Source organism: Novosphingobium organovorum (genome assembly GCF_022832435.1).
GTDB lineage: Bacteria > Pseudomonadota > Alphaproteobacteria > Sphingomonadales > Sphingomonadaceae > Novosphingobium > Novosphingobium organovorum.
Genome location: NZ_JALHLF010000029.1, coordinates 23,246 through 42,510, shown reverse-complemented (window position 1 = coordinate 42,510; position 19,265 = coordinate 23,246). Strand labels below are relative to the sequence as shown.

Genomic DNA, 19,265 nt, shown 5'->3' with positions numbered 1-19,265 from the left:
GAACATCCCCGTCACCAGATACCGATCGCGCAGCGCCTCGTTCGAGACACCCTCCATCATATCCGGATGCGTCGCGTGGTAGGTCTTGCAGAACATGGGTCTTCCTCTCAAGTCGGTCGGGTCCACGGCAGCGGACTCACATGATCCTTATAGTGGGACTGGTTTGCACATTGTGGACTCCGTGACAAGGGCCGGAACGGTGTCTTTTCCCGCCCGACCGACCTTCGTGGCCGGTTGACCCGCGCGCGCGATGCCCTACAGCAATATGGGATAGATGGAGATGCGTCCCATAAAGTGGACCACTCCCGGCAAGGCAGGACAATGGCAAGCGTTCGAGACGACAAGGTCCGCGAAGATCGCGGCGAAGTGGAGGTGAAGGGCGCGCAGACACTGATGCGCGCGCTCGACATTCTCGACCAGGTGATCGACGGTCCGATCCGCGCCGCCGATCTGGCGCGCAAACTGGGCATGAGCAAGACCACCGCGCACCGGCTGGTGCAGGCGCTCAAGACGCGCGGCTATCTTTCGGTCACCAGCGAAGGTTTCGGGCTCGGCCCCAAGCTGCTCGAACTGGGCGTGATGGCGACCGAGCAGATCGACTATGTGCGCATCGCGCGCCCGTTCATGGAAGAGCTGTCCGAGGAGACCGGCTTCTGCGTCTTCGTGGGCAAGCGCGAGGGCGACTGGTCGCGCCACCTCGACCGGGTCACCGGCCGCCAGCGGCTGCGCGTGGCGACGGCTCCCGGAGACCGCCGCCTGATCGCGGAAACGGGTCTTGGCAAGGCGCTGCTGCTCGACGAGAGCGAGGAAACCTGGGCCGAACTCTACCGCCAGGCCAAGGCGGGCACCGCGAGCGCGGCGCAGGTCAAGGCCTATGTCGAGCAGATGAAGGCGCATCGCGAACGCGGCTATGTGGTCCACGATAGCGAGATCGGCGACGGCGTGCGTTCGATCGCGGCCCCGGTGCGCGACGCGCGGCGCCAGATCTGCATCGCGCTCTCGATCGCCAGCGCGGCGCACTACCTGACCGACGACATCGTCGAACAGCTGGTCGAGGCGATCGTGCGCACCGCGGGCAAGATCAGCGAGGCGGTCGGCTACCGCGCGGCGAAAGCCTGATCGCCGCGCCAACGGCTCCTCAGCGTTCGGAACGGGCGAGGGAGACGCTCGCCGCGGCTTGGGTCTCACGCACGACGATCGGATTGCGGCCCCACAGCTGCTCGTAACGCCAGCCCGACAGGTCTTCGACGACTGCGCCCGCCTCGGCGCTCGACGGGGTGCGCGCACCGGCGCGCAAGTGTTCGATCTCGGCCATGAGCGTGGCGTGCGTGGCCGGCGAGAGCCGGAAACGCAGCGAAACCAGCACCCCGAACACCAGCATCCCCACAGTCCCCACCCCGAGCAGGAGCGTGATGGTGAGGATCGCACCGTGGCTCTGGACCTCGGCCCCCGACACGAAGCCGCCCGCCTGCATGATGAAGCCCACGCCTGCAACAGCCACCGCCTGTGTCGCCTTGCGCACGAAGGTCATCACGCCTGCAAAGCTGCCCTCGCGCCGCGTGCCGGTGACGATTTCGTCGACGTCGGCCATGTAGTTGTAGGTCGCCCAGGGAATGTAGTTGAGCGCGCCGCGCCCCAGGCCCGCAAGGACGATCGGCGCCCAGATCGCCTGGCTGCCCGCCTCGAGCCCCAGCGCCCACAGCCCCACCAGCGTCAGCGCGCCCGCCGCGAAGGAGGCCGCCGCGATCTGGTAGGCGTGGCTGGGCGCGGTGCGCAGCGCAAGGTTGATCGCCAGGATCACCGCGACGAACTGGACGATGTACATCGTGCCCAGAAGCTCGGAGGCGAACGCGGTCGATCCCGCCAGCGCGAAGATCACGAAGAAGGTGAAGGCCGCGTTGAACACGTCCTGGCTGATGTAGCCGCCCAGATACATCCCCAGGTGCAGCCGGAAGGCGCGGATGCGCATGGTCGAGAACAGGTTGCGGTAGAGCGCCTTCAGCGCCTCGAGCGGGCCCGCCGCACCGCGCGCGCGCACCGGTGCAGGCACGCCGCCGGGCATGTGCCGCTCCCAGCTGAACAGGTAAAGCATCCCCGCCGTCACCATGAACAGGCCTGCGAAGATCAGCCCCATGTAGAAGAACGTGTCCGCGCTGTCGCGCCCCAGCGCGTTGATGAGCCAGAGCGGCAGGAACCCGGCAAGGATCGCCGAAGCCTGACCGAACAGGATGCGCCATCCGGCGAACCGCGCCTTGGTGCCGTAATCGCTCGCCATTTCGGCGGCCAGCGTCTCGAACGGGATGATCTCCATCGCATAGACCAGTTCGAACAGCACGTAAGTCACGAGGTAGAACCAGAAGTCCTGCCCCGGCAGCCACATCAGACCGAAGCTGGGCAGGAGCGGGATCGCGGCAAGGATGAAGAAGCGCCGCCGTCCGAAGCGCCGCCCGAGCCAGGTTCCCCCGAAATTGTCCGAGATATAGCCGATCATCGGCGAGGCGAAGGCGTCAAGCACCCGTGCGACGGCAAAGATCGTCGCCGCCTCGCCCGCCGAAAGTCCGCAGAACTGGGTGTAGAAGATCAGCACCCAGCCCGAGATGACCGCCATAGAGCCCGCGCCCAGAACATCGTTCGAGCCATAGGCCAGGAAGTTGGGCAGACGCACTTTGCGCGCAGGTTTACTGGCTCGTGTCACCACAGGCTCGATCCTCTTCTTCCAAATCAGGGGGCCGGGGCGCACTTCGTGGCTGGTGCGCCTTGCCGGTTTGTCTTTTTATGTCGGAGTATTTGTCGGCGCTTTACTCCGAATGCAATTGCCGGGATCGCGCGCTCACGAAAAGAGCGCGCGATCCTGCCTAGATGTAGGTCCGCAGGAACTCGGCCAGCGCGCAGATCGCGAGGCTCTGGCCATAAGGCATCGAGGTGAGCGCGATGTCCTTGTAGAACTGCTTGGTATCGCCCATCGCGGTGCCGAAGCTGACCTGCTGCAGCTCGCCCGCATCGTCGATATTGGCAAGCACGCCGCGCACCGCCTTGATGCCCACCGCCTCGTAATGGCGCGGCAGGTAGCCCTTGCGCACGCCCTTGAGGATACCATAGGCAAAACCCGCCGCCGCCGAAGCTTCGAGGTAGCTGGTCGGATCGTCGAGCAGCGTGTGCCACAGGCCGCTCTCCGCGTCCTGCATCGCGGCCAGCGCCTTCACCTGCGCCTCGAGCGTATCGATCAGGAAGCTGCGAAAGGCATCGCCCGGTGCGAGGTCGAGCAGCTCGATGATCTCGGGGATGGCGATCGTCACCCAGCAATTGCCGCGCGCCCACAGCGCCTCGGCGAAGTTGTGCCGCCCGGTGAAGTCCCAGCCGTGGAACCACAAGCCGGTCTTGCGATCGGCAAGGTACTTGATGTGGACGAGGAACTGGCGCTTGGCCTCCTCGACGTAGTGCGCACGGTCGAGCAGCAGGCCGATCTTGGCGAGCGGCAGCACGCTCATCATCAGCGTGTCGTCCCACAGCTCGCCGGGGTTTTCATCGTTGTAGACGATGTGCTGGAAGCCGCCCTCCTCGGTCTTGGGCAGGCCATCGGGCGCCATCAGCCATTCGGCCCAGGTATCGAGATAGGGGATGTAGGAGGGATCGCCCTCCAGCTCGTAGAGGTAGGCCAGCGTGATGAACGGGGCGACCGTGTTGATGTTCTTGGTCGGCGTGCCTTCGGCAAAGCGGTCGGCGAACCACTGGCGAATGATGCCCAGCGCGGTTTCATCGCCGGTCTGCTCGAAATAGCGCCACATGCCGAACAGGCCCACCCCGTGGGTCCATTCCCACCCGGCCCAGCCCTTTGTGTCGATCACCCGGCCATCGTCGAGACGCAGCAGGAATTCACCGGTATCGTCCGTGATGTTGACGAGGTTGTCCATCAGCCGGGCGATGGTGCGGGTCACATCCGCGCGCGGAATGTCATGCGTGAGGGCGGCCAATCAAGGTCTCCTGATAAACGTAAGGTCTGAACGCCGGGGCGCTTTGAACGGGAAGGACGGCGCGCGTCATGGCTGCGCGCCGGGTAAGGACGAAAGGGTTCGCGGCGCATCGACCCGGCGTACCGGGATGCCGCCCCGGCTGTTGCGCAAGGTGACGAGACGCACGGATTCCAGCGCATCGCCAGGCGCGCCGTCCGAGGTGACGGCGAGCGCCAGCGTGTTGGCGCCGTGGTGATCGAGGATGCCCTCGGGGATCGGGAAAGTGCGCTGCGGGCCAACGTGGGCGATGAACTGGCCCATGTTCCAGCCGTTGACGAAGAGCAGCACGCGGTAGCGGCCGGGCGAACGCGGGGTCTTGGGATCGCCGATCGACACCCCGACCGTCGCATCCTCGCCCGGCGGCACGGCGAGCGTGAAGCGGGTGCGATACCAGGTGGTGCCGGGCCGGGCCTCGCCCGCCGGGACGGGCGTTTGGGCCCATCCCGCATCGTCGAAACCGGGCAGGTGCCAGCCCATCCGCTCGCCATAAAGGCCGCCGTTGTTCATCACGCCGCGCGCCGGGTCGGGCAGATCCTCTCCGCCCCGTGCGCCCTGGATGGTCCAGCGCACCGGCACCGCGAAGCTGGGGCCACCCGGTGCTTCGAGCGAGGCCGAGATCAGACCGCGCGCCTCCTTGTGGAAATCGTCCGCGCCAAGGTCCCAGTTGTGCCCGTTCGAGCGGACCATGACCGCCAGGACATGCTCGCCCGGCGCCTGCGCCTCAGCGGGAAGCGTGAACGTCTTCATGCCCAGCGTGATCGGGCGCGGCAGTCCGCCGGGAGTCTCATCCTCGCCCACGAAGCGCCCGTCGAGCCAGAGCTGGACCAGCCCCGCCCCGCCCGCGCCATAGGCCAGCGTCAGGCTCCTGGCCGCCTCGCCGCCGGTAAAGCGACCGCGATACCACACGTCGCCCTCGTGAAAGCCATAGGCGTCCATGGTCATGTCGGGCTGCCCGTCGGGACGCGGGGTGTTGCTCGCCCCGCGCCGGCTGCCGACGGCTTTCCAGCCGCTGTCGTCAAAGGCGGGCGCGGCCTCGGGCGATCCCGCCTTGCTGCGCCACTGCGTAAGCGCGGGCAAGGCGATCGGACGCGGCCCTTCAAGATCGGTGACGGCCCGCAGACTGCCCGCGATCCCCTTTACCGTGCGCACGCCCTGCCCGTTCCAGCGGAGCGAGCCCACCGTGCCCGGCGCCCAGACTTCGAGCGGGCTCACAGCATCGGTATCGCCGCTGAGCGCCAGCCGCGAGCCCGAAAGACGCGCCGAGCGCACCAGTTCGGGCCCGCGCACGAGCGCGACGCCCGCTGCGGTATCGATGCGGCTATAGCGCTCGCCCTCGGCCTCGTCGGCGAGGATCAGGACGAGCGGCGCGCGCCCGCCCCCGCTGATGCGCACCACGCTGCGCGCCTTGTGATGGTAGGCCAGCGTGAGATCGCCGCGCGCGGGGTCGAAGGACTGGCGATCGAGCGCCCCCTCGAGCACCTCAACCCTGGGCGCGCTGGTATAGCGCAGCACGCTCTGGCCCGGCTCTCCGGCGCGCCCGTAGAGCAGCACAAGGTCGCCGCCCCCCGCCAGCTTCGAGACGCTCTGCAACTCGCTAGTGGCATAGACCAGCCGCTGCCGGCCAAGGTCCGCGCCCGCGATCAGCCACTTGGCATCGAACCCGTGGAGTTCGAGCGGCAGCGTGTAGCGCCCGTCGGGCAGGTTCGCGGTGACGGTGAACACATCGTCGCCCCGCCCGTTGGAGGGCTTGTGCGTCACCATCAGGAAGCGCGCGTCGCTTTCAGGATTACGGTTGTGGTAGACCTGAACGTCGGCGTCCGAAATCTGCGGCTCACCCGCCGGGACCATGCCCGCCAGATCGGGGAAGGAAGCGATCAGCCCGCCCAGCTGCTTCATCTCGAGCGCCTTGTCGCGCAGGTTGCGGGCCTCGGAAATGGCCGCGCCGTAATCGTAGCTGGTGAACACCACTGGCGCAGGCAACCAGCCCCAGCTGGTCCCCCCATAGGTCATGTAGAAACTCTGGATGCCGATCCCGTTGGCCAGGTTCGTGCCGTAGAACACACGCTGGTAGCGCTTGCCGCGCTGGATCGCGTTGCAATCATAGCCCCCGTTCGAGCCCCAGTAATCGAACCAGCCCCCGCCGAATTCGGCCAGGAACCCCGGCGTTTGGGGCGAGGCCGAAGCCCCGCCCCGGTCGCCGCCCGGTCCATAGAAGCCCCAGTCGGGAGCCGGCGAACCCTTGGTCGGCTGGCCGCCCACGGTGCAGGTTCCGCCGGGATAACCGTCGAAAGCGTAAAGATCGTTCGGACCGTGGACGACATGCGCCACGGACGAGGTTTCGGGCACCCAGAAGCCGTTGCGGCCCTGATCGTTGTGGAAGATCGGCACGGTGATCCCGTCGGCCCGCGCGCGCTGGTAGAGATGATCCATGTAGCGGCGCTGGACCGGGGTGGTGAGCGCCAGCTCGTTCTCGATCTGGTGGAGGATGACGGTGCCCGAATGGCCCTTGCCATCGCCGTTGATCTGGTGGCGCGCGATGATCGCGTTGACCCTGTCCAGCCACGCGTCGGCGGCGGCAAGGTATTCGGGATCATCGGTGCGCGCACGCGCACGCTGGTTGACCAGCCAGCCGGGAAAGCCCCCGCGCGACAATTCGGCGTTCACGTAAGGCCCCGCGCGGGTGATGACGTAAAGCCCCTCTTCCTCGGCCATCGTCAGCAGCCGGTCGATGTCGCGCACGCCCGAAAAATCGTACACGCCGGGCTTGGGCGAGTGGTAGCCCCAGTCGAAATAGAACGCGACGGTGTTGAACCCGCTCGCCTTCATCTTCTGCAGCACGTCGCGCCACAGATCGGGACTGGGCAGGCGAAAGGGGTGGAACTCGCCCGACCAGATGACCTGGCGCTTGCCGTCGATCATCAGCGAGCGCGCGTCGAACGACACCCGCCCGAACGTGCGCACCGGCGCCTGCGTGTCGGGCAGCGCGTGGGCCACCTGCGCGCGCGGCGTCAGCGGGACGAGCGCACTGGCAAGACAGGCGAGCGAGAGGATCGAACGGCGCATCGCAGGCTCAGTCCATGTGGAACAGCAGGGGAAGCGGCCATTCGCGCGGACGGTTGTCCGGCTCGACCTCCATCAGCGGCGCCATCCAGTCCCACCAGCGGCGCATGACCGGATGATCGGGCAAGGCGGACAGCGCGGCGTCGGGCGTCGGGTGCATCACCGCGAAGAGCGCCAGGCTCTCCTCGTCGAGGAAGATCGCGTAGTCGCGCACACCCGATTCGTGGAGCAGCTGGGAAAGCTCGGGCCAGATCGCGTCATGGCGCGCGCGGTATTCCTCCACGTTTCCCGGCTTCAACTGCATCCTGAAGGCTCTGAGCGCCACGCCGTCCAACTCCCAATGTTCCATTATGTGGATACTAATACCGATATTTGGTAGCTCGATCCGACCGGGGCGTCAATGGCCTGCGTTGTCGAAATGCACGCCCGAAAGACGCGGGTCGGCCACGTTTTCCAGAACCATCGGCGCGCGCGCGTCGTGGCGGAGCGTGCGCGCGACAAAGTCCTCGATGTGGAGGCGCTCCACATGGCGGGCCCACAGCCCCCAGGCGGGCAAGACGCCGAACATCGAGGGCTCGGGATAGGCCTCGGCGCGATCGGGAACGGTTCCGGTGAAGGCCTCCCCTCCCCCGTCAAACGTCAGGTCGATGGCGTGAAGGTGAACCGATCCGATGGCGCGCTCGGCCAGCCCGGCCAGGATCACCGGCAAAGGCGTTTCGATCCCGCGCGCGGTAATCTCACCGATCGAGACACCCCGCACCGCGCCCGGCGCGGTGCCCGCAGGGCCGCGTAGCCGCCGCCCCAGCCGCACGAAGACCGGCGCGCTCGTCACCCCCTCCATGACCAGCCGGCGCGCGACGACATTTTCCATCACCGCCCCGTCCACGGTTTCGAGCGCGAGGCCCCGGCAATGGAGGAAACGGCAATCCTCGATCAGCACGTTGCGAAAGGCGCCGTTGCTCTCGGTCCCGAGCTTGATCCGCCCGGTCACCCGATCCCGGTCGGGCGCGAGCCGCTGGCTGCGCCCGAAGGTGCCGTCGAGCAGCGTCCCCAAATCGAAGCCCGAGACCTGGCAACCGCGAATGACCACGTTTTCGCTGGCGACAGGGCGCCCCAGCGCAAGACTGGCCTTGACCACGATGGCATCGTCGTTGGGCGTGTTGACCCGGCAGTCGCGTACCAGCGCATCGCGCACGCCATCAAGGTCGATGCCGTCGCGCTCGGTATCGATGACAAGGTTTTCGAGCACCAGCGCGCGGGTTCCCGTCGCCAGGATCGCCATGTGCCCGCCGCGCGCAATGGTGAGGCCCGAAACGCGCACGCCCCGCCCGCCGCGCAGCGCCAGCGCCTTGTTGCCAAGCCCGTTCATCGCGGCCCGTTCGGGTTCGAGCCGCGCGATCGCCTCGGCGCTCATCGCGGCCATCGACAACGGCCTCTCGCCCGGGCCCGCGCTCCAGCGCGCACCGGGGCCATTGCGGGTCAGGCCATCGCCCTCGATCCGGCCCGGTCCCTCGATCACGAGATTGTCGACCTCCTCCCCCCACAGCAGCGAATTGCGCCAGTGGCTATGGCCGAAGTCCTGATAGAGCCCCTCGGCGGGTTCGGGCGCATCGTAGGCCCCGGCGTGGAGCGCCGGATCGGCCGCGACGAGCACCGCGCCCGGCTCGAACACGATCCGCAGGTTCGACCGCAGCCGGATCGAGAAACACAGATAGCGTCCGGCGGGCACGCGCAAGGTGCCTCCGCCGCTTCGCTCCAGATCGGCCATCGCGCGGTTGAACGCTGCGGTATCGAGCGTGCGGCCATCGCCGCGCGCCCCCGCCATGCGCACGTCGAGCACGCGGCGCGCGTGGACGACGGCCAGCGCGCGGCCGGACAGGAGCAGCGCGGCGCCTGCCGCAAAGGTCCGTCGCACCATCCCGGCCACTCAGTTGCCCGCCGGCTTCCCGGTGGCCTGTGTCAGGCTGGGCGCGATGGCAACGGCCTCGGGCAAAGGCGGGTGGGCGGGGTCGAAGGCGCCGAGCGTCACGTGCCCGGCGAGCGCGGGGACCTTCGCGCGCACCTGCCGGGCGACGGCGGCGGCCATCAGCCAGGCGCCGTAATTGTCGGTATGCGTGCGGTCCGCGCCGTTCTGCGCAAAGGCCCGCGCCGCCCGCTCGGGGCCGAGCGCCTCCATGATCGTCACGCTGTCGGCGTTGAGGTCGATCAGCGGGACCTGCTCCGCGCGCGCGACCCGGCGCGCGGCTTGGGCGTAAGCGCCAAGCGTGTCCGTGATCCGCCCGGTCGCATCGAAATTGCGCCGCTCGGGCGAGGCGACCAGCACCGGGTGCATCCCACGCGCGCGCGCTTCGGCAATGAACACGCGCAAGTAGGCGGGATAGGTGCCGTCGGGCGAAACGTAGGTCAGCGGCCAGGCGGTTTTCTGGTCGTTGTGCGCGAACTGGATGAACAGCCAGTCTCCGGCGCGCGCCTGCGCGAGGACCTTGGAAAGGCGCAACTGCGCGATGAAGGACTTCATCGTCCCGCCCGACTTGGCGTGGTTGGCCACCACGACCTTGTCGTCAAGCATCGCGGGCAGCATCTGCCCCCAGCTCGCGTACGGTTCGGCATCCTGATCGGCCACGGTCGAATCGCCGACGAGAAACAGCGTGGGCGCCTCGGCCGGTTCGATGCGGATACGCGCGACTTGCGGCATGCCGAGAAATTCCAGGCTCAGCCCGTCATCCCAGTCCGCGCTTTTGGCCTCGGCCGGATCGAGCAGGACGTGATCGGCCAGCAAGGGCGCGCCCGAGGGATCGGCGGGCAGGCGCGCATCACGCACCGCCACGAGGAACGATCGGGTCACGCGTTCGCCCGCGCGCGTCGCCACGCCAGCAAGGGCCAGACGGCGGCTCTCGACCTTGACGGTCGTGCGGCCGGGTCGGCGCGCGTCGCCAAGGGTGAGCGTCACCTTGTAGGTGCCTTGGGGCACGGGCAGATGGATCACGAAACCACCCTGCCCCGCATCGGACACGTGGCTGGCGGGGCGATCGATCGTCACCGGCCAGTCCGGCGCCGCGCGGAGTGTCGTCGCGCGAACGGGCGTCGCGCCAAGGGCGGCTTGCCCGATCATCGCGGTTGCAAAGGCGCCCAGCTCCAAAACCCACCGCCTGACGCCTGTCCACCGTGGTGCGCGCATGGTCCCATTCTCCCTCTCCCGTGACGGTGTCCGGAACGGTTCGGACGCGAAGCGGCGCCGTTACCATTTTGCCTCTGGAATTCTCAGAAAAGGTGTATATGGTAGAACTACATTCCGCAATATGGGATTTCATGGCAAGTGAGACCCGACCGGAAGCCTTTTGAAGAAGGTTAGGGAGAAGGTTGGAACCCCTCGCTTTTCAGGCCCTGTTGCCACGTTTTGCGGCGTCTTTTACGTTCCCGGCACGGTCCTCCCATGTCGGTCCTGGCGGCCCCCGTGTCCTCCGACCGGGGGCCGCCCTTTCAGGCAGCTTCGATCCGTTCGACCAGCGCACGGCCGACCCGCACGAGCGAGCCATGCCGCGCGCCCTGCGGCAGGTCCAACCGCGCGCTGACATCCTCCCAGCGAACCATGTCACGGGTTATCGCCGCGCCCCAGCGCCCATCGCGATAGACGTCGAAATAGCACACCAGAGCATCGCCCAGCCGCACGGTCATCGGCCCTTCGACCCAGCCCGGCGAGAACGGGGCTCCGAGCGGCGCGAACGGGCCGAGCGGGCCACCCGCCGAGGCCGCGCGCAGCCACTTGCGCGGCGGCGTCACCGTCTCGTCCTTGACCACCAGCCACAGCCCGCCGCCCGGCGCGCGGGCAAAGGTCCCGTCGATCACGCTGAAGCCCGGATCGTAAAGCACTTGCGGCACGGCAAAGTCCTCGAAATCGCTGGTCGTGGTGTACCACAGACGGTGGTTGTAGCCGTTTTCGGACGTGCCTGCCGTCTCGGCAAAGCGCCCCTCGACCGTGCTCGACCAGAACAGGACGGTGCACCGCCGGGCCGGGTCGTAGATCGCCTCGGGCGCCCAGCAATTGCGCGTTCCGGCGACACCGGCCATCACCGGCAGCGCGCGCTGGGGCGTCCAGGTCACGAAATCGCGGGTGGTGGCGTGGCCGATCGTCACGCCGTCCCAGGCACTCGTCCACACCGCGTGGTAGGGCGCGTCGCGCCCCTCGCCCCGGAACACGAAAGGATCGCGCAGGAGCTTCGCCTCGCCCACCTGGGGAACCAGCACGGGCGCACCCCCGCGCAAGGGGCGGAAGGCGAAGCCATCCTCGCTCACTGCCAGCTTGAGCCCGTCACGCTCGCCCTTGCCGGTCGAGAAGTAGGCGAACAACAGGACGTCCTCGGCTTCGGCCCGCCCGCCTGGCAGGCTCGCGCAACTTTCCAGCGCGGCGGCCCCCAACGCCAGACAGGCCCCACGTCGGTCCAGCGTCATTCCCCGTTCTCCTTTGCGGGCATTGCCAGGTCGACGTGCGCGGGCGCGTTGCGATCGACCGAGAGGACCCCGTCCTTCACGCTCAATTCCGCGATCTGCAACACGCTGCGCCGCGCCCAGGCCGGATCGCCCTTTGCTTCATCCTCACCGTCCTGATGCACGAAATAGACAATATAGGCGCGCCCTTTCGCCACGATCACGTCGGGATGCTGGCCCTTGGCGCGGTCGGTCGGCGCGGTGCCGGGCTCGGTCAGCAAATAGCCGGGCTGGCGGCTCCAGTGCGTGCCATCGGCCGAGCGCAGGACGAGCAGGCCCTTCCAGGCGTCAGACACCAGCCACCAGGCGCCTTTCCAGAAGAACGCCTTGGGCCCCTCGCCCGGCGTGTCGGTCAGCCGGTCCCTGACCTGCCAGTGGACGAGATCGGTGCTGTCGGCGGTGCGGATCGCCTTGCCCATGCGCTCGTCGTTGAAGAACAGGCGGTAGCCGCCGCCGGGCAGCGCCACCACGCTGGGATCGATCACCTTGTCCGAGCCCAGATCGAGCCGGTCGCCGCAGGTCCAGGTGCGCAAGTCCGGGCTGGTCAGATGGACGATGAAGCGCGGCGCGTTCCAGTCGCGAAAGACGCCGGGGACCACGCTCACCCACATGTGCCACAGCCCCCCGAACCGCTCGACATCGGGCGCCCACAGCGTTGCCCCGGTGCACGCGGCCGGAATTGCCGCTGTGCCGCCGTAGCGCCAGTGGACACCATCGGAGGAGCGGGCGAGGCCGATCGCCGTACCGTGCACCCAGCGCACGTCGGAAGGGGAGTCCACCGCGATGTCCGCGCGGCGGTTGGTGTAGAACATCACCCATTCGCCGCTCGCCGGATCGTAGACCGTGCTGGGATCGGCCGCGCCGTCGTGGATCGGGTCGCGATAGAGGGGTTTGGGGGCCACTGGGCCATCCGCTGCACCTTGCGCGCCCGCGATGCTCGCGCCGAACAGCAGCGCGGCCCCTATCGCGCGCCGCGCGTGCAAAACCGCTTTCATCATGACAGACCTTTCGAGTGGGAGAGAAAACAATGACGCATGATCGCCGCCAGTTCCTGGGTTCGGTTTCGGGCCTCACCTCGGCGCTGGCCGTGGCCCCGGCCGTGGCGGGGCTGGCCTCCACCGCGGCGTTCGGGGCAGACGTTCCCGGCGCCCGGCGCTTTCCAATCTGGCCGGGCGCCGCGCCGGGCGCTCCGACCGGTGGGGTCAAGGACGTGCGGATCCTGCGCACCAACAAGGGCAACCCGGACGATTACGCCTGGACCAGCATCGAAACCCCGATACTCACCGTGTGTCCCGCCGCCAAGCCCACCGGCGCGGCGGTGCTGATGATTCCGGGCGGCGGTTACGCGCGCGTGGCGGTGGGGATGAAGCCCTCGGCGATCTCGCGCTGGTTCGCCAGCCAGGGGGTGACCTGCTTCGAACTGCTCTACCGGCTCGCGCACGACGGTTGGGAGGCTGGTCCCGATACCCCGCTGCAAGACGCCCAGCGCGCGATGCGGGTGATCCGCGCCAACGCCGCGACATGGAGCATCGATCCCGCCAACGTGGGCGTCATCGGCTTTTCGGCGGGAGGCCACCTGTGCGGCAGCCTCGCCACGCGCTGGAACGTAAAAACTTACGCGCCGCAGGACGCCGCCGATGCGCAGGATACCAGGCCCGTGGTCGCAGGGATGTTCTTCCCCGTCGTCAGCATGGAGCCCCCGCTCGCGCACAGCCAGTCGCGCCACGAACTGCTCGGCGCCGAGCCGTCGGAGGCGCTGTCGCAGAAATATTCGCTCCAGCGCGATGTTCCGGCAACCACCCCGCCGGTGCTGCTCGGCCACGCGGCGGACGACACCGTGGTCGACTGCGCCAATTCGATCCGCATGTTCGAGGGCTGCCGCAAGGCGGGCATCCCCAGCGAACTGCACATCATCGAGAAAGGCGGCCACGGCGCGCCGCTGTTCGAGAAGGACGGCCGGGCGAGCGAGTGGCTCACCCGCTTTGCCGCCTTTGCCCGCCGGCACGGGCTCAAGATCCCCTCGGACTTCGCCTGAAGGCAGGCGGGGAGCGCATCGCGCTCCCCGCCGCTCAATCGCCGTGGGGTTCATCGCGCGGCGCGATCCGGAAGTGGCGGATGCGCAGATGGCTCTTCGTCGTGCGAAAGGCGAACCAGCCCCGCGTATAGGGCTGCGCATCGTCGAGCGCGAACAACCGCTTGCCCGCATAATCGACCGCGATGCGGGGCCCATCCGCGACCAGCCGCACCCGCGTCCATCGGTTGGGCACCAGCCGGCTCGCGGGGTCGCTGCGATCGTTTTCGGGCAGCAGCGGCCGATCGCCCGCGCGGCCGATATAACGGCGCAGCCGGGTGGTGGTGTTGCGGTTGCCGCCAATGCCAACATAGTAGGTCTGCAGGCTGTCGTAATCGGCAAAGGCGCCGCTGCGTGGATGCGCGAGCGGCGATCCTGACACGACCGACGGATCGTGCGCCATCCAGAAGGCGTTGACATCGCTCACCGCATCGTTGGGGCCGCCGTCCTGTACAGCCATGACCTCGAAGGTGATGGTGACAGGCCCCGTGATCGGCGCCTTCCACCACAGCGAGAGCCCTTCGGGCGTATCGATGTCGAGCACGCCGTTCGCAGCCCGCACCCGCGCCGCCGCGCCCGCTTCGGCCTCCAGGCTCCAGCCCGTCAGGCCATGGCGGAAGTGATCGCTCAGACCCACCCCCCGCGATGCCGGGTGAATGCAAGCCGACAGCGAAAGCGCGAGCAGCAGCGAAACCGCGCGCGCCCTCATTCGAGACTGTCGCCGATCAGTGCAAGATTGGCGGTCGCCGCGATACCCCACTGCGCGGCGTCATTGGTGGAGACTTCGGTGATCTCGTCGATCGGCTTGAGCACGGCGGCGCCATCCACCCGGTGCCCGCCGCGCGTCTGGTCGCGCCCTTCGCGGTCGCCCGATCCGAAGAACTCGGCCCAGGCACGCCGGGCCAGCTCGGGCTTGCCCCGCTCGACCGCAGCATAGGCGGTGTAGCGCGAATGCGCCTGGGTCAAGGCGCGGCCCTTGCCCGAGGCCCCGGTGCGCGCCCGGAATTCGGCTTCGGGCGCGTTGTAGAGCTCGCAGTAATCGAGCCAGACCTCGCGGTAGGCAGGCTCGTCGAGCAGGTCGAGCAGCTCGGCGGTGATCTCGAACACGCCAAACACGCCGTTGAGATGGCTCATGCTCACCGTGTCGCCCGCGCCGAGGAACGTTCCGGTCTTGAGGTCGAAGTTCGCGCCGCCCACCAGCCAGCCCTTGGGAAAGGCCGCGATCGAGCGCATGCCGTTGACGATCCGGTCGCGCCATCGGGTATTGCCCGTGCGCTCCCACTCGGCCAGCCAGGCCGCGATCAGCGAGCCCCAGCTGGTGCCGAACTGGAGGAATATCTGGCCATCGGGCAAAGGCGCCTCGTTGACCACCGCGCCGGTCCCGGCGGGCGGCTTGCTGCCATCCTCGCGGTGCATGACCTTGCGCCCGATGTCGACGTGCTGAAGCGTGTAGTCACCCTCCAGGCACCCACGCATCAGGTCGCCGCAGCGCTCGTCGCTGGTGAGATAGTAGTAGAAGCGGCGGTAGGCGGCGTTGGAAATGCGCGGCTGCTTGGAACTGTCTGCCCAGTGCTGCACGCCGTGGCGCGTGCCCAATCCCTTGAAGCGGCCCGAATGATAGACGTCCACCTCGCCGGTGTGGCGCGTCATCGCCTCGGCCAGCCGGAACACGTCGGCCCGGCCGGTGCGCAGGAAGCCGTACCACAGCCACATGTCGCTCGAGAGTTCGGAATTGTCCCAGGCAAAGCCGCCAATGTCATAGCGCCAGACGTGCCGGTCGTTATCGTAGCTGTGCATGACATCGCCGTAGTTCCAGAAGCCGTACCAGCGCCGCTCGTCGACCTGGCTGACGTAGAAATCGAGCTCGCGCTTCGCGCGGGTCTCGATCTGGGTGCGCTTCGCCCCGCCCGCAGCGACCGGGTCCCACAGCGCGAACATCCCGGCCGATTTCACCCGCGCCACATTGGGCACGAGGCGCGGCGGAGTGGCCAGCCCCTCGCCCATCGTCGCCAGTCGTTCGCGGCTGGGTGTTGCGGGCAAGGCCCAGAGGCGAAACTCACTCGTGCGCGCAATGCCCGAAGGATCGCCCCAGCCCGGCTCGTAATCCTCGTAGGTAATGTCGAGCCCGAGGTTCTGGTGGACGTAATCTTCCATGCCCAGAACATCGTGGTAGAAGCGCATGTCCATCGCGGGCGCATCGGGCGCGTGGTACCACACCGTGAAGCGCGCCATGTCCGAAGCCGCCCCGGCAATGTCGAGCCCGACCGGGCAGCGCTGCCAGAAATCGTGCATCCCGAACGCAACGCCGCCTGAAACGCCGCCCACGTAGCCCAGCCCCGGACTGCGCCCGGCGGTATCGACATCGATCCAGCCGAAGCCGGGCGCGGTACGCTTGATGATCGAAAAACCATCCGAATTGGGCTGGCGCAGGCGAAAATCGCCCCAGGCGGGGATGTATTGCAGCGTGTCGCGCACCGTGGCGGCCATCTGGTCGAGCGGCGGCACGGGCTCGCCCGCCACTTGCGCCGCGCGGAACGCCGCGCCCGGATCGCGCCTGAGGCCCGTGAGCGGGCGCACCGCCTCGCCCCACAGCCCGCCGTTTTCGCCCGCAAAACGCACGTGGCGATCGTGGAGCGCATCGCGCATCGGCACCGCGCCTTCGAGCCCCAGCCCGCGAATGTAGCGCTTGGCCGGATCGCCTTCGAAGATCATCGAATGGACCACGCGCACACAGGACGATCCGGCGTGAAAATAGAGCCGCAACGAAAACGGCAGCCAGTCGCCCGCCGCGCCGCTGTGCTTGCCCGCCAGCTTGACCACCGCGCGGATCGGGCCCTTCTGCTCGACCTCGGCCCCGGTGATGACGCTGGTCCAGCGTGACAGCACGGGCGCGCCGTCCTCATCGTCCGGGCGGTCCTGCGCGCTGGCGACGAGACGCACCTGCTGAAGCACCTCGGCCCCGCCAACCCGCGCCGAGCGGATCAGCGCCTCGCCGCTGCGCCCGATCGTCCAGACCGTTTGCCCCACCGTGACGGTGATCGCATCGCCCGTTTCGGACAAGGACAGCGTCGCCGTCGCGCCCACCCCGCCCGGCCGCACCGTCAGGCCTGACAGCCGGGCGCCATCGGCGGGCACCGCGTGGCCGGTCCACTTGATCGAGCCATCAGGCCACCAGGCCAGCGGCCAGGTCTGCACCGCCTCGCGCCCGCCGCCTGTGCCTTCGAGATGATAGCCCTTCTTCTCATAGCGCGTGCCGCGCGGCCAGGGCTGGCCCCAGGCCTGGCCTTCGTGTCCGGCAGGTACGGTTCCGTCGAGCCAGACCAGATCGTCAGCTGGGTCGAGCCCGGAGCCCAGCGGCTCTGCCCCCCCGTGTGTTTCGCCTTTCGCCCGCGCCACGCCGGACGCTGCGGTCAGCGCCATGGACCCGGCCACCGCCGAGGTTGCCAGCAGCTCGCGCCGGCTCCAGACAAGTTTGCTCATCGGTACCCTCTCTCGCACCCTCAATTTCTTTATGTGGGATGATATTTCATATAGTGGTTGCATCCGTCAACCACCTCTCCCACGAAAACTCCGTCTAATGGTCTATTTGGCGCCCTCGGCACCAGCCCCGATATAGAAGCCGGGATGCGGGGGCTGGTTGTACGCGGTGTTCTGCCAGGCGATCGAGAGGCGATAGGTCCGATCCTGCATGAGCGTCACAAAGCGGTGCGTGGTGGACCAGGGCGTCGTGTAGAGGCGCAGTTCGCGATTGTCCGCGCTGCGCCAGACCACTTCCTCGCGCCAGTCGCCCAGCAGATCGGCCTGAAGCGCCGGGGTCGCCTTGGTCGAATTGTTCGAGGCAAGGCCAGTTGGTGCGAGCAGCGCCGCGCCCTTGCCGATCTCCCAGTTCCATTTGGAAATCGTCGTGCCGTCGAGCAGTTCGCGCAGGAGATCGCCATCCCACCAGATCGCGAAATTGGTCGGACGCGGCGCGGGACCGACAGCCTTTCCCGCAACGTCGAACAGCCGATCCGAGTTGGAGCCCCAGAACTCGGCGCCGTAATGGCGCGGGTCGATGTCCGCGGCGAGCCCGCGTCCGGTGTCGCGCTCGGCGGACTTTTGCCACAGGAGCGCACCGGTCGCCGCGTCCATCAGCGCAGACCCGATGCGCCCGTTATGCCCCGTCTCCTCGAACACCGAGAATTTCTCCAATCCGGGCCGAGCCGGATCGAGATCGCCCACGTGCATCGCATCCCCGTGGTAGAGCGGCTGGGTCCACAACCCGGTACCATCGTCGTCAATCGCCATCGAACCGTAGATCACCTCGTCGCGCCCGTCGTGGTCGACATCGGCGATAGCCAGCTGGTGGTTGCCGCGCCCGCCATAGTCGGCGTTGCCCGGTGCCGCGCTGTCGAACAGCCAGCGCTCGGTGAGCTTGCCCCCGCGCCAGTCCCACGCCGCAAGCGCGGTGCGCGCGTAGTAGCCACGCCCGAAGACCATGCTCGGGTGCACCCCATCGAGATAGGCGACCCCGGCGAGGAAACGGTCCGAGCGGTTGGCGTAGCCATCGCCCCAGCTCTGCGCGAGCTCCCCAGGCGTCGGGTTGCCGCCGGGATAGCGCGGCGGATCATAAGGCACGCTGGCCAGCGCGCGGCCGCTCGCCCCGTCGAACACGGTGAGGGTTTCCGGCCCCCGCACGATACGCCCCTCCATGGGCGCCACCATCGTGCCGTCGGGCTTGACCCGTGCCCCGGTGCGGTCGCGCTGGGCCACCTCGCCGCCGTGGCTGCGCCAGTCCGCCGCCGGATCGCCAAGCACCGCCCCCGTGCCGTCAACCGTGCCGTCGGCGGTCTTCATCGCCACTTCGGCGCGCCCATCGCCATCGAAATCGTAAACCAAAAACTGCGTGTAATGCGCGCCCGCGCGGATGTTGCGCCCAAGATCGATGCGCCACAGCCGCGTGCCGTCGAGCCGATAGGCGTCGAGATAGACATCGCCGGTATAACCCGCCTGGCTGTTGTCGTGGCTGTTGGTGGGGTCCCACTTGAGCACGATCTCGTACTGGCCATCACCATCGAGATCGCCTGCGCTCGCATCGTTGGCGGTGTAGGTGTAGCGCTCCCCGGCCTCGGTCACCCCGCCGGGCGGTGGTGAAAGCGGGATCGACAGATAGCCTGCTGGCCAGACCATCGCGGGCTGCAGTGCCCCTGCGCCGCCTTCGCGCTGCACCGCGTAGTGGTCCTGCGGGGTTCCCGCGGCATCGCGAAAGGCACTGGCCTCGCCAGCGCGCGTGCGATGGACCCGGCGCCCGTTACGCAAAACGGAAAAACGCGCATCGGCCGGATCGTCCGCGAGCACCCGCCAGCTAATCAGCATTCCACCGCCCTGCGCCGGCACCGCGACTGCACCACGCCCCAGCTTTTCGGCCTTCCAGGCCGCCGTCGGCCGAGCCTCGAGCGGGGCCGCAGCGGCCAGCGCGGCCACCACCGCGACCGCCATCATCAACACGTCTCGCGGCGCATGCAGACACGTTCCGGAAAAAATGCTGCCCGCAAATGCGCGAATTTCTTCATTTTCGCTCACCTCGCCCTCAATGACCCAAATTATAGAATTGCATCCCACATATCGGTTTTATAAATGTCGGTCTAGAAACTGATTCG

13 protein-coding genes and 1 pseudogene are annotated in these 19,265 nt (G+C 67.9%); 2 read left to right on the top strand and 12 right to left on the bottom strand.

The features are described from left to right. Positions 1-96: pseudogene (locus MTR62_RS09515) on the bottom strand (5-dehydro-4-deoxy-D-glucuronate isomerase); the annotation flags it as partial. A gap of 225 nt (positions 97-321) precedes the next feature. Here MTR62_RS09515 and MTR62_RS09510 point away from each other — a divergent pair. After that, complete coding sequence (locus MTR62_RS09510; RefSeq protein ID WP_244019748.1) at positions 322-1,119, top strand: IclR family transcriptional regulator; 798 nt, start codon at positions 322-324, stop codon at positions 1,117-1,119. Positions 1,120-1,138: 19 nt separating this feature from the next. Here MTR62_RS09510 and MTR62_RS09505 read toward each other — a convergent pair whose 3' ends face one another. The 8 genes from MTR62_RS09505 to MTR62_RS09470 all read right to left on the bottom strand — a co-directional run bounded on the left by MTR62_RS09505 (position 1,139) and on the right by MTR62_RS09470 (position 12,553). Then, a complete protein-coding gene (locus MTR62_RS09505; protein ID WP_407672659.1) occupies positions 1,139-2,698 on the bottom strand; it encodes an MFS transporter in 1,560 nt (519 codons plus the stop codon). A gap of 157 nt (positions 2,699-2,855) precedes the next feature. Then, positions 2,856-3,971: a beta-galactosidase BglB gene (gene bglB / locus MTR62_RS09500; RefSeq protein ID WP_244019744.1), complete on the bottom strand. Its 1,116-nt coding sequence runs from the start codon at positions 3,969-3,971 to the stop codon at positions 2,856-2,858. A gap of 66 nt (positions 3,972-4,037) precedes the next feature. Next, positions 4,038-7,073, bottom strand: a complete 3,036-nt coding sequence (locus MTR62_RS09495; protein WP_244019733.1) for a glycoside hydrolase family 35 protein — start codon at positions 7,071-7,073, stop codon at positions 4,038-4,040. Between the two features lie 7 nt (positions 7,074-7,080). After that, positions 7,081-7,374, bottom strand: a complete 294-nt coding sequence (locus MTR62_RS09490; protein WP_268739759.1) for an L-rhamnose mutarotase — start codon at positions 7,372-7,374, stop codon at positions 7,081-7,083. 93 nt (positions 7,375-7,467) lie between these two features. Beyond that, positions 7,468-8,988 carry a rhamnogalacturonidase gene (locus tag MTR62_RS09485; protein ID WP_244019729.1) on the bottom strand — a complete coding sequence of 507 codons (1,521 nt, stop codon included), beginning with the start codon at positions 8,986-8,988 and terminating at the stop codon, positions 7,468-7,470. A gap of 9 nt (positions 8,989-8,997) precedes the next feature. Next, positions 8,998-10,182 carry a rhamnogalacturonan acetylesterase gene (locus MTR62_RS09480; protein WP_244019727.1) on the bottom strand — a complete coding sequence of 395 codons (1,185 nt, stop codon included), beginning with the start codon at positions 10,180-10,182 and terminating at the stop codon, positions 8,998-9,000. A 368-nt stretch (positions 10,183-10,550) separates the two neighbouring features. Then, a complete protein-coding gene (locus tag MTR62_RS09475; protein WP_244019725.1) occupies positions 10,551-11,519 on the bottom strand; it encodes a glycoside hydrolase family 43 protein in 969 nt (322 codons plus the stop codon). Further along, positions 11,516-12,553: a glycoside hydrolase family protein gene (locus MTR62_RS09470; protein WP_244019717.1), complete on the bottom strand. Its 1,038-nt coding sequence runs from the start codon at positions 12,551-12,553 to the stop codon at positions 11,516-11,518. Before MTR62_RS09470 ends, MTR62_RS09475 begins: the two co-directional genes overlap by 4 nt. 29 nt (positions 12,554-12,582) lie before the next feature. Between MTR62_RS09470 and MTR62_RS09465 the strand changes: the two genes are divergently transcribed. Continuing rightward, positions 12,583-13,590 carry an alpha/beta hydrolase gene (locus MTR62_RS09465; protein WP_244019715.1) on the top strand — a complete coding sequence of 336 codons (1,008 nt, stop codon included), beginning with the start codon at positions 12,583-12,585 and terminating at the stop codon, positions 13,588-13,590. Positions 13,591-13,624: 34 nt separating this feature from the next. Here the strand turns inward: MTR62_RS09465 and MTR62_RS09460 are convergent, their stop codons facing one another. The 3 genes from MTR62_RS09460 to MTR62_RS09450 all read right to left on the bottom strand — a co-directional run bounded on the left by MTR62_RS09460 (position 13,625) and on the right by MTR62_RS09450 (position 19,107). Then, on the bottom strand, positions 13,625-14,335 hold the full coding sequence (locus tag MTR62_RS09460) for a DUF6250 domain-containing protein (protein ID WP_244019713.1): 711 nt from the start codon (positions 14,333-14,335) through the stop codon (positions 13,625-13,627). Continuing rightward, positions 14,332-17,106: an exo-rhamnogalacturonan lyase family protein gene (locus tag MTR62_RS09455; RefSeq protein ID WP_244019711.1), complete on the bottom strand. Its 2,775-nt coding sequence runs from the start codon at positions 17,104-17,106 to the stop codon at positions 14,332-14,334. Before MTR62_RS09455 ends, MTR62_RS09460 begins: the two co-directional genes overlap by 4 nt. 102 nt (positions 17,107-17,208) lie before the next feature. Next, complete coding sequence (locus MTR62_RS09450) at positions 17,209-19,107, bottom strand: rhamnogalacturonan lyase (protein WP_456152708.1); 1,899 nt, start codon at positions 19,105-19,107, stop codon at positions 17,209-17,211. Positions 19,108-19,265 lie beyond the last annotated feature (158 nt).

What these genes read in the sequence shown, in the direction of transcription:
- MTR62_RS09510 (WP_244019748.1), top strand. Translation starts at nt 322, where the DNA reads ATGGCAAGCGTTCGAGACGACAAGGTCCGCGAAGATCGCGGCGAAGTG.
- MTR62_RS09495 (WP_244019733.1), bottom strand. Translation starts at nt 7,073, where the DNA reads ATGCGCCGTTCGATCCTCTCGCTCGCCTGTCTTGCCAGTGCGCTCGTC.
- MTR62_RS09490 (WP_268739759.1), bottom strand. Translation starts at nt 7,374, where the DNA reads ATGCAGTTGAAGCCGGGAAACGTGGAGGAATACCGCGCGCGCCATGAC.
- MTR62_RS09485 (WP_244019729.1), bottom strand. Translation starts at nt 8,988, where the DNA reads ATGGTGCGACGGACCTTTGCGGCAGGCGCCGCGCTGCTCCTGTCCGGC.
- MTR62_RS09480 (WP_244019727.1), bottom strand. Translation starts at nt 10,182, where the DNA reads ATGATCGGGCAAGCCGCCCTTGGCGCGACGCCCGTTCGCGCGACGACA.
- MTR62_RS09475 (WP_244019725.1), bottom strand. Translation starts at nt 11,519, where the DNA reads ATGACGCTGGACCGACGTGGGGCCTGTCTGGCGTTGGGGGCCGCCGCG.
- MTR62_RS09470 (WP_244019717.1), bottom strand. Translation starts at nt 12,553, where the DNA reads ATGATGAAAGCGGTTTTGCACGCGCGGCGCGCGATAGGGGCCGCGCTG.
- MTR62_RS09465 (WP_244019715.1), top strand. Translation starts at nt 12,583, where the DNA reads ATGACGCATGATCGCCGCCAGTTCCTGGGTTCGGTTTCGGGCCTCACC.
- MTR62_RS09460 (WP_244019713.1), bottom strand. Translation starts at nt 14,335, where the DNA reads ATGAGGGCGCGCGCGGTTTCGCTGCTGCTCGCGCTTTCGCTGTCGGCT.
- MTR62_RS09455 (WP_244019711.1), bottom strand. Translation starts at nt 17,106, where the DNA reads ATGAGCAAACTTGTCTGGAGCCGGCGCGAGCTGCTGGCAACCTCGGCG.
- MTR62_RS09450 (WP_456152708.1), bottom strand. Translation starts at nt 19,107, where the DNA reads ATGATGGCGGTCGCGGTGGTGGCCGCGCTGGCCGCTGCGGCCCCGCTC.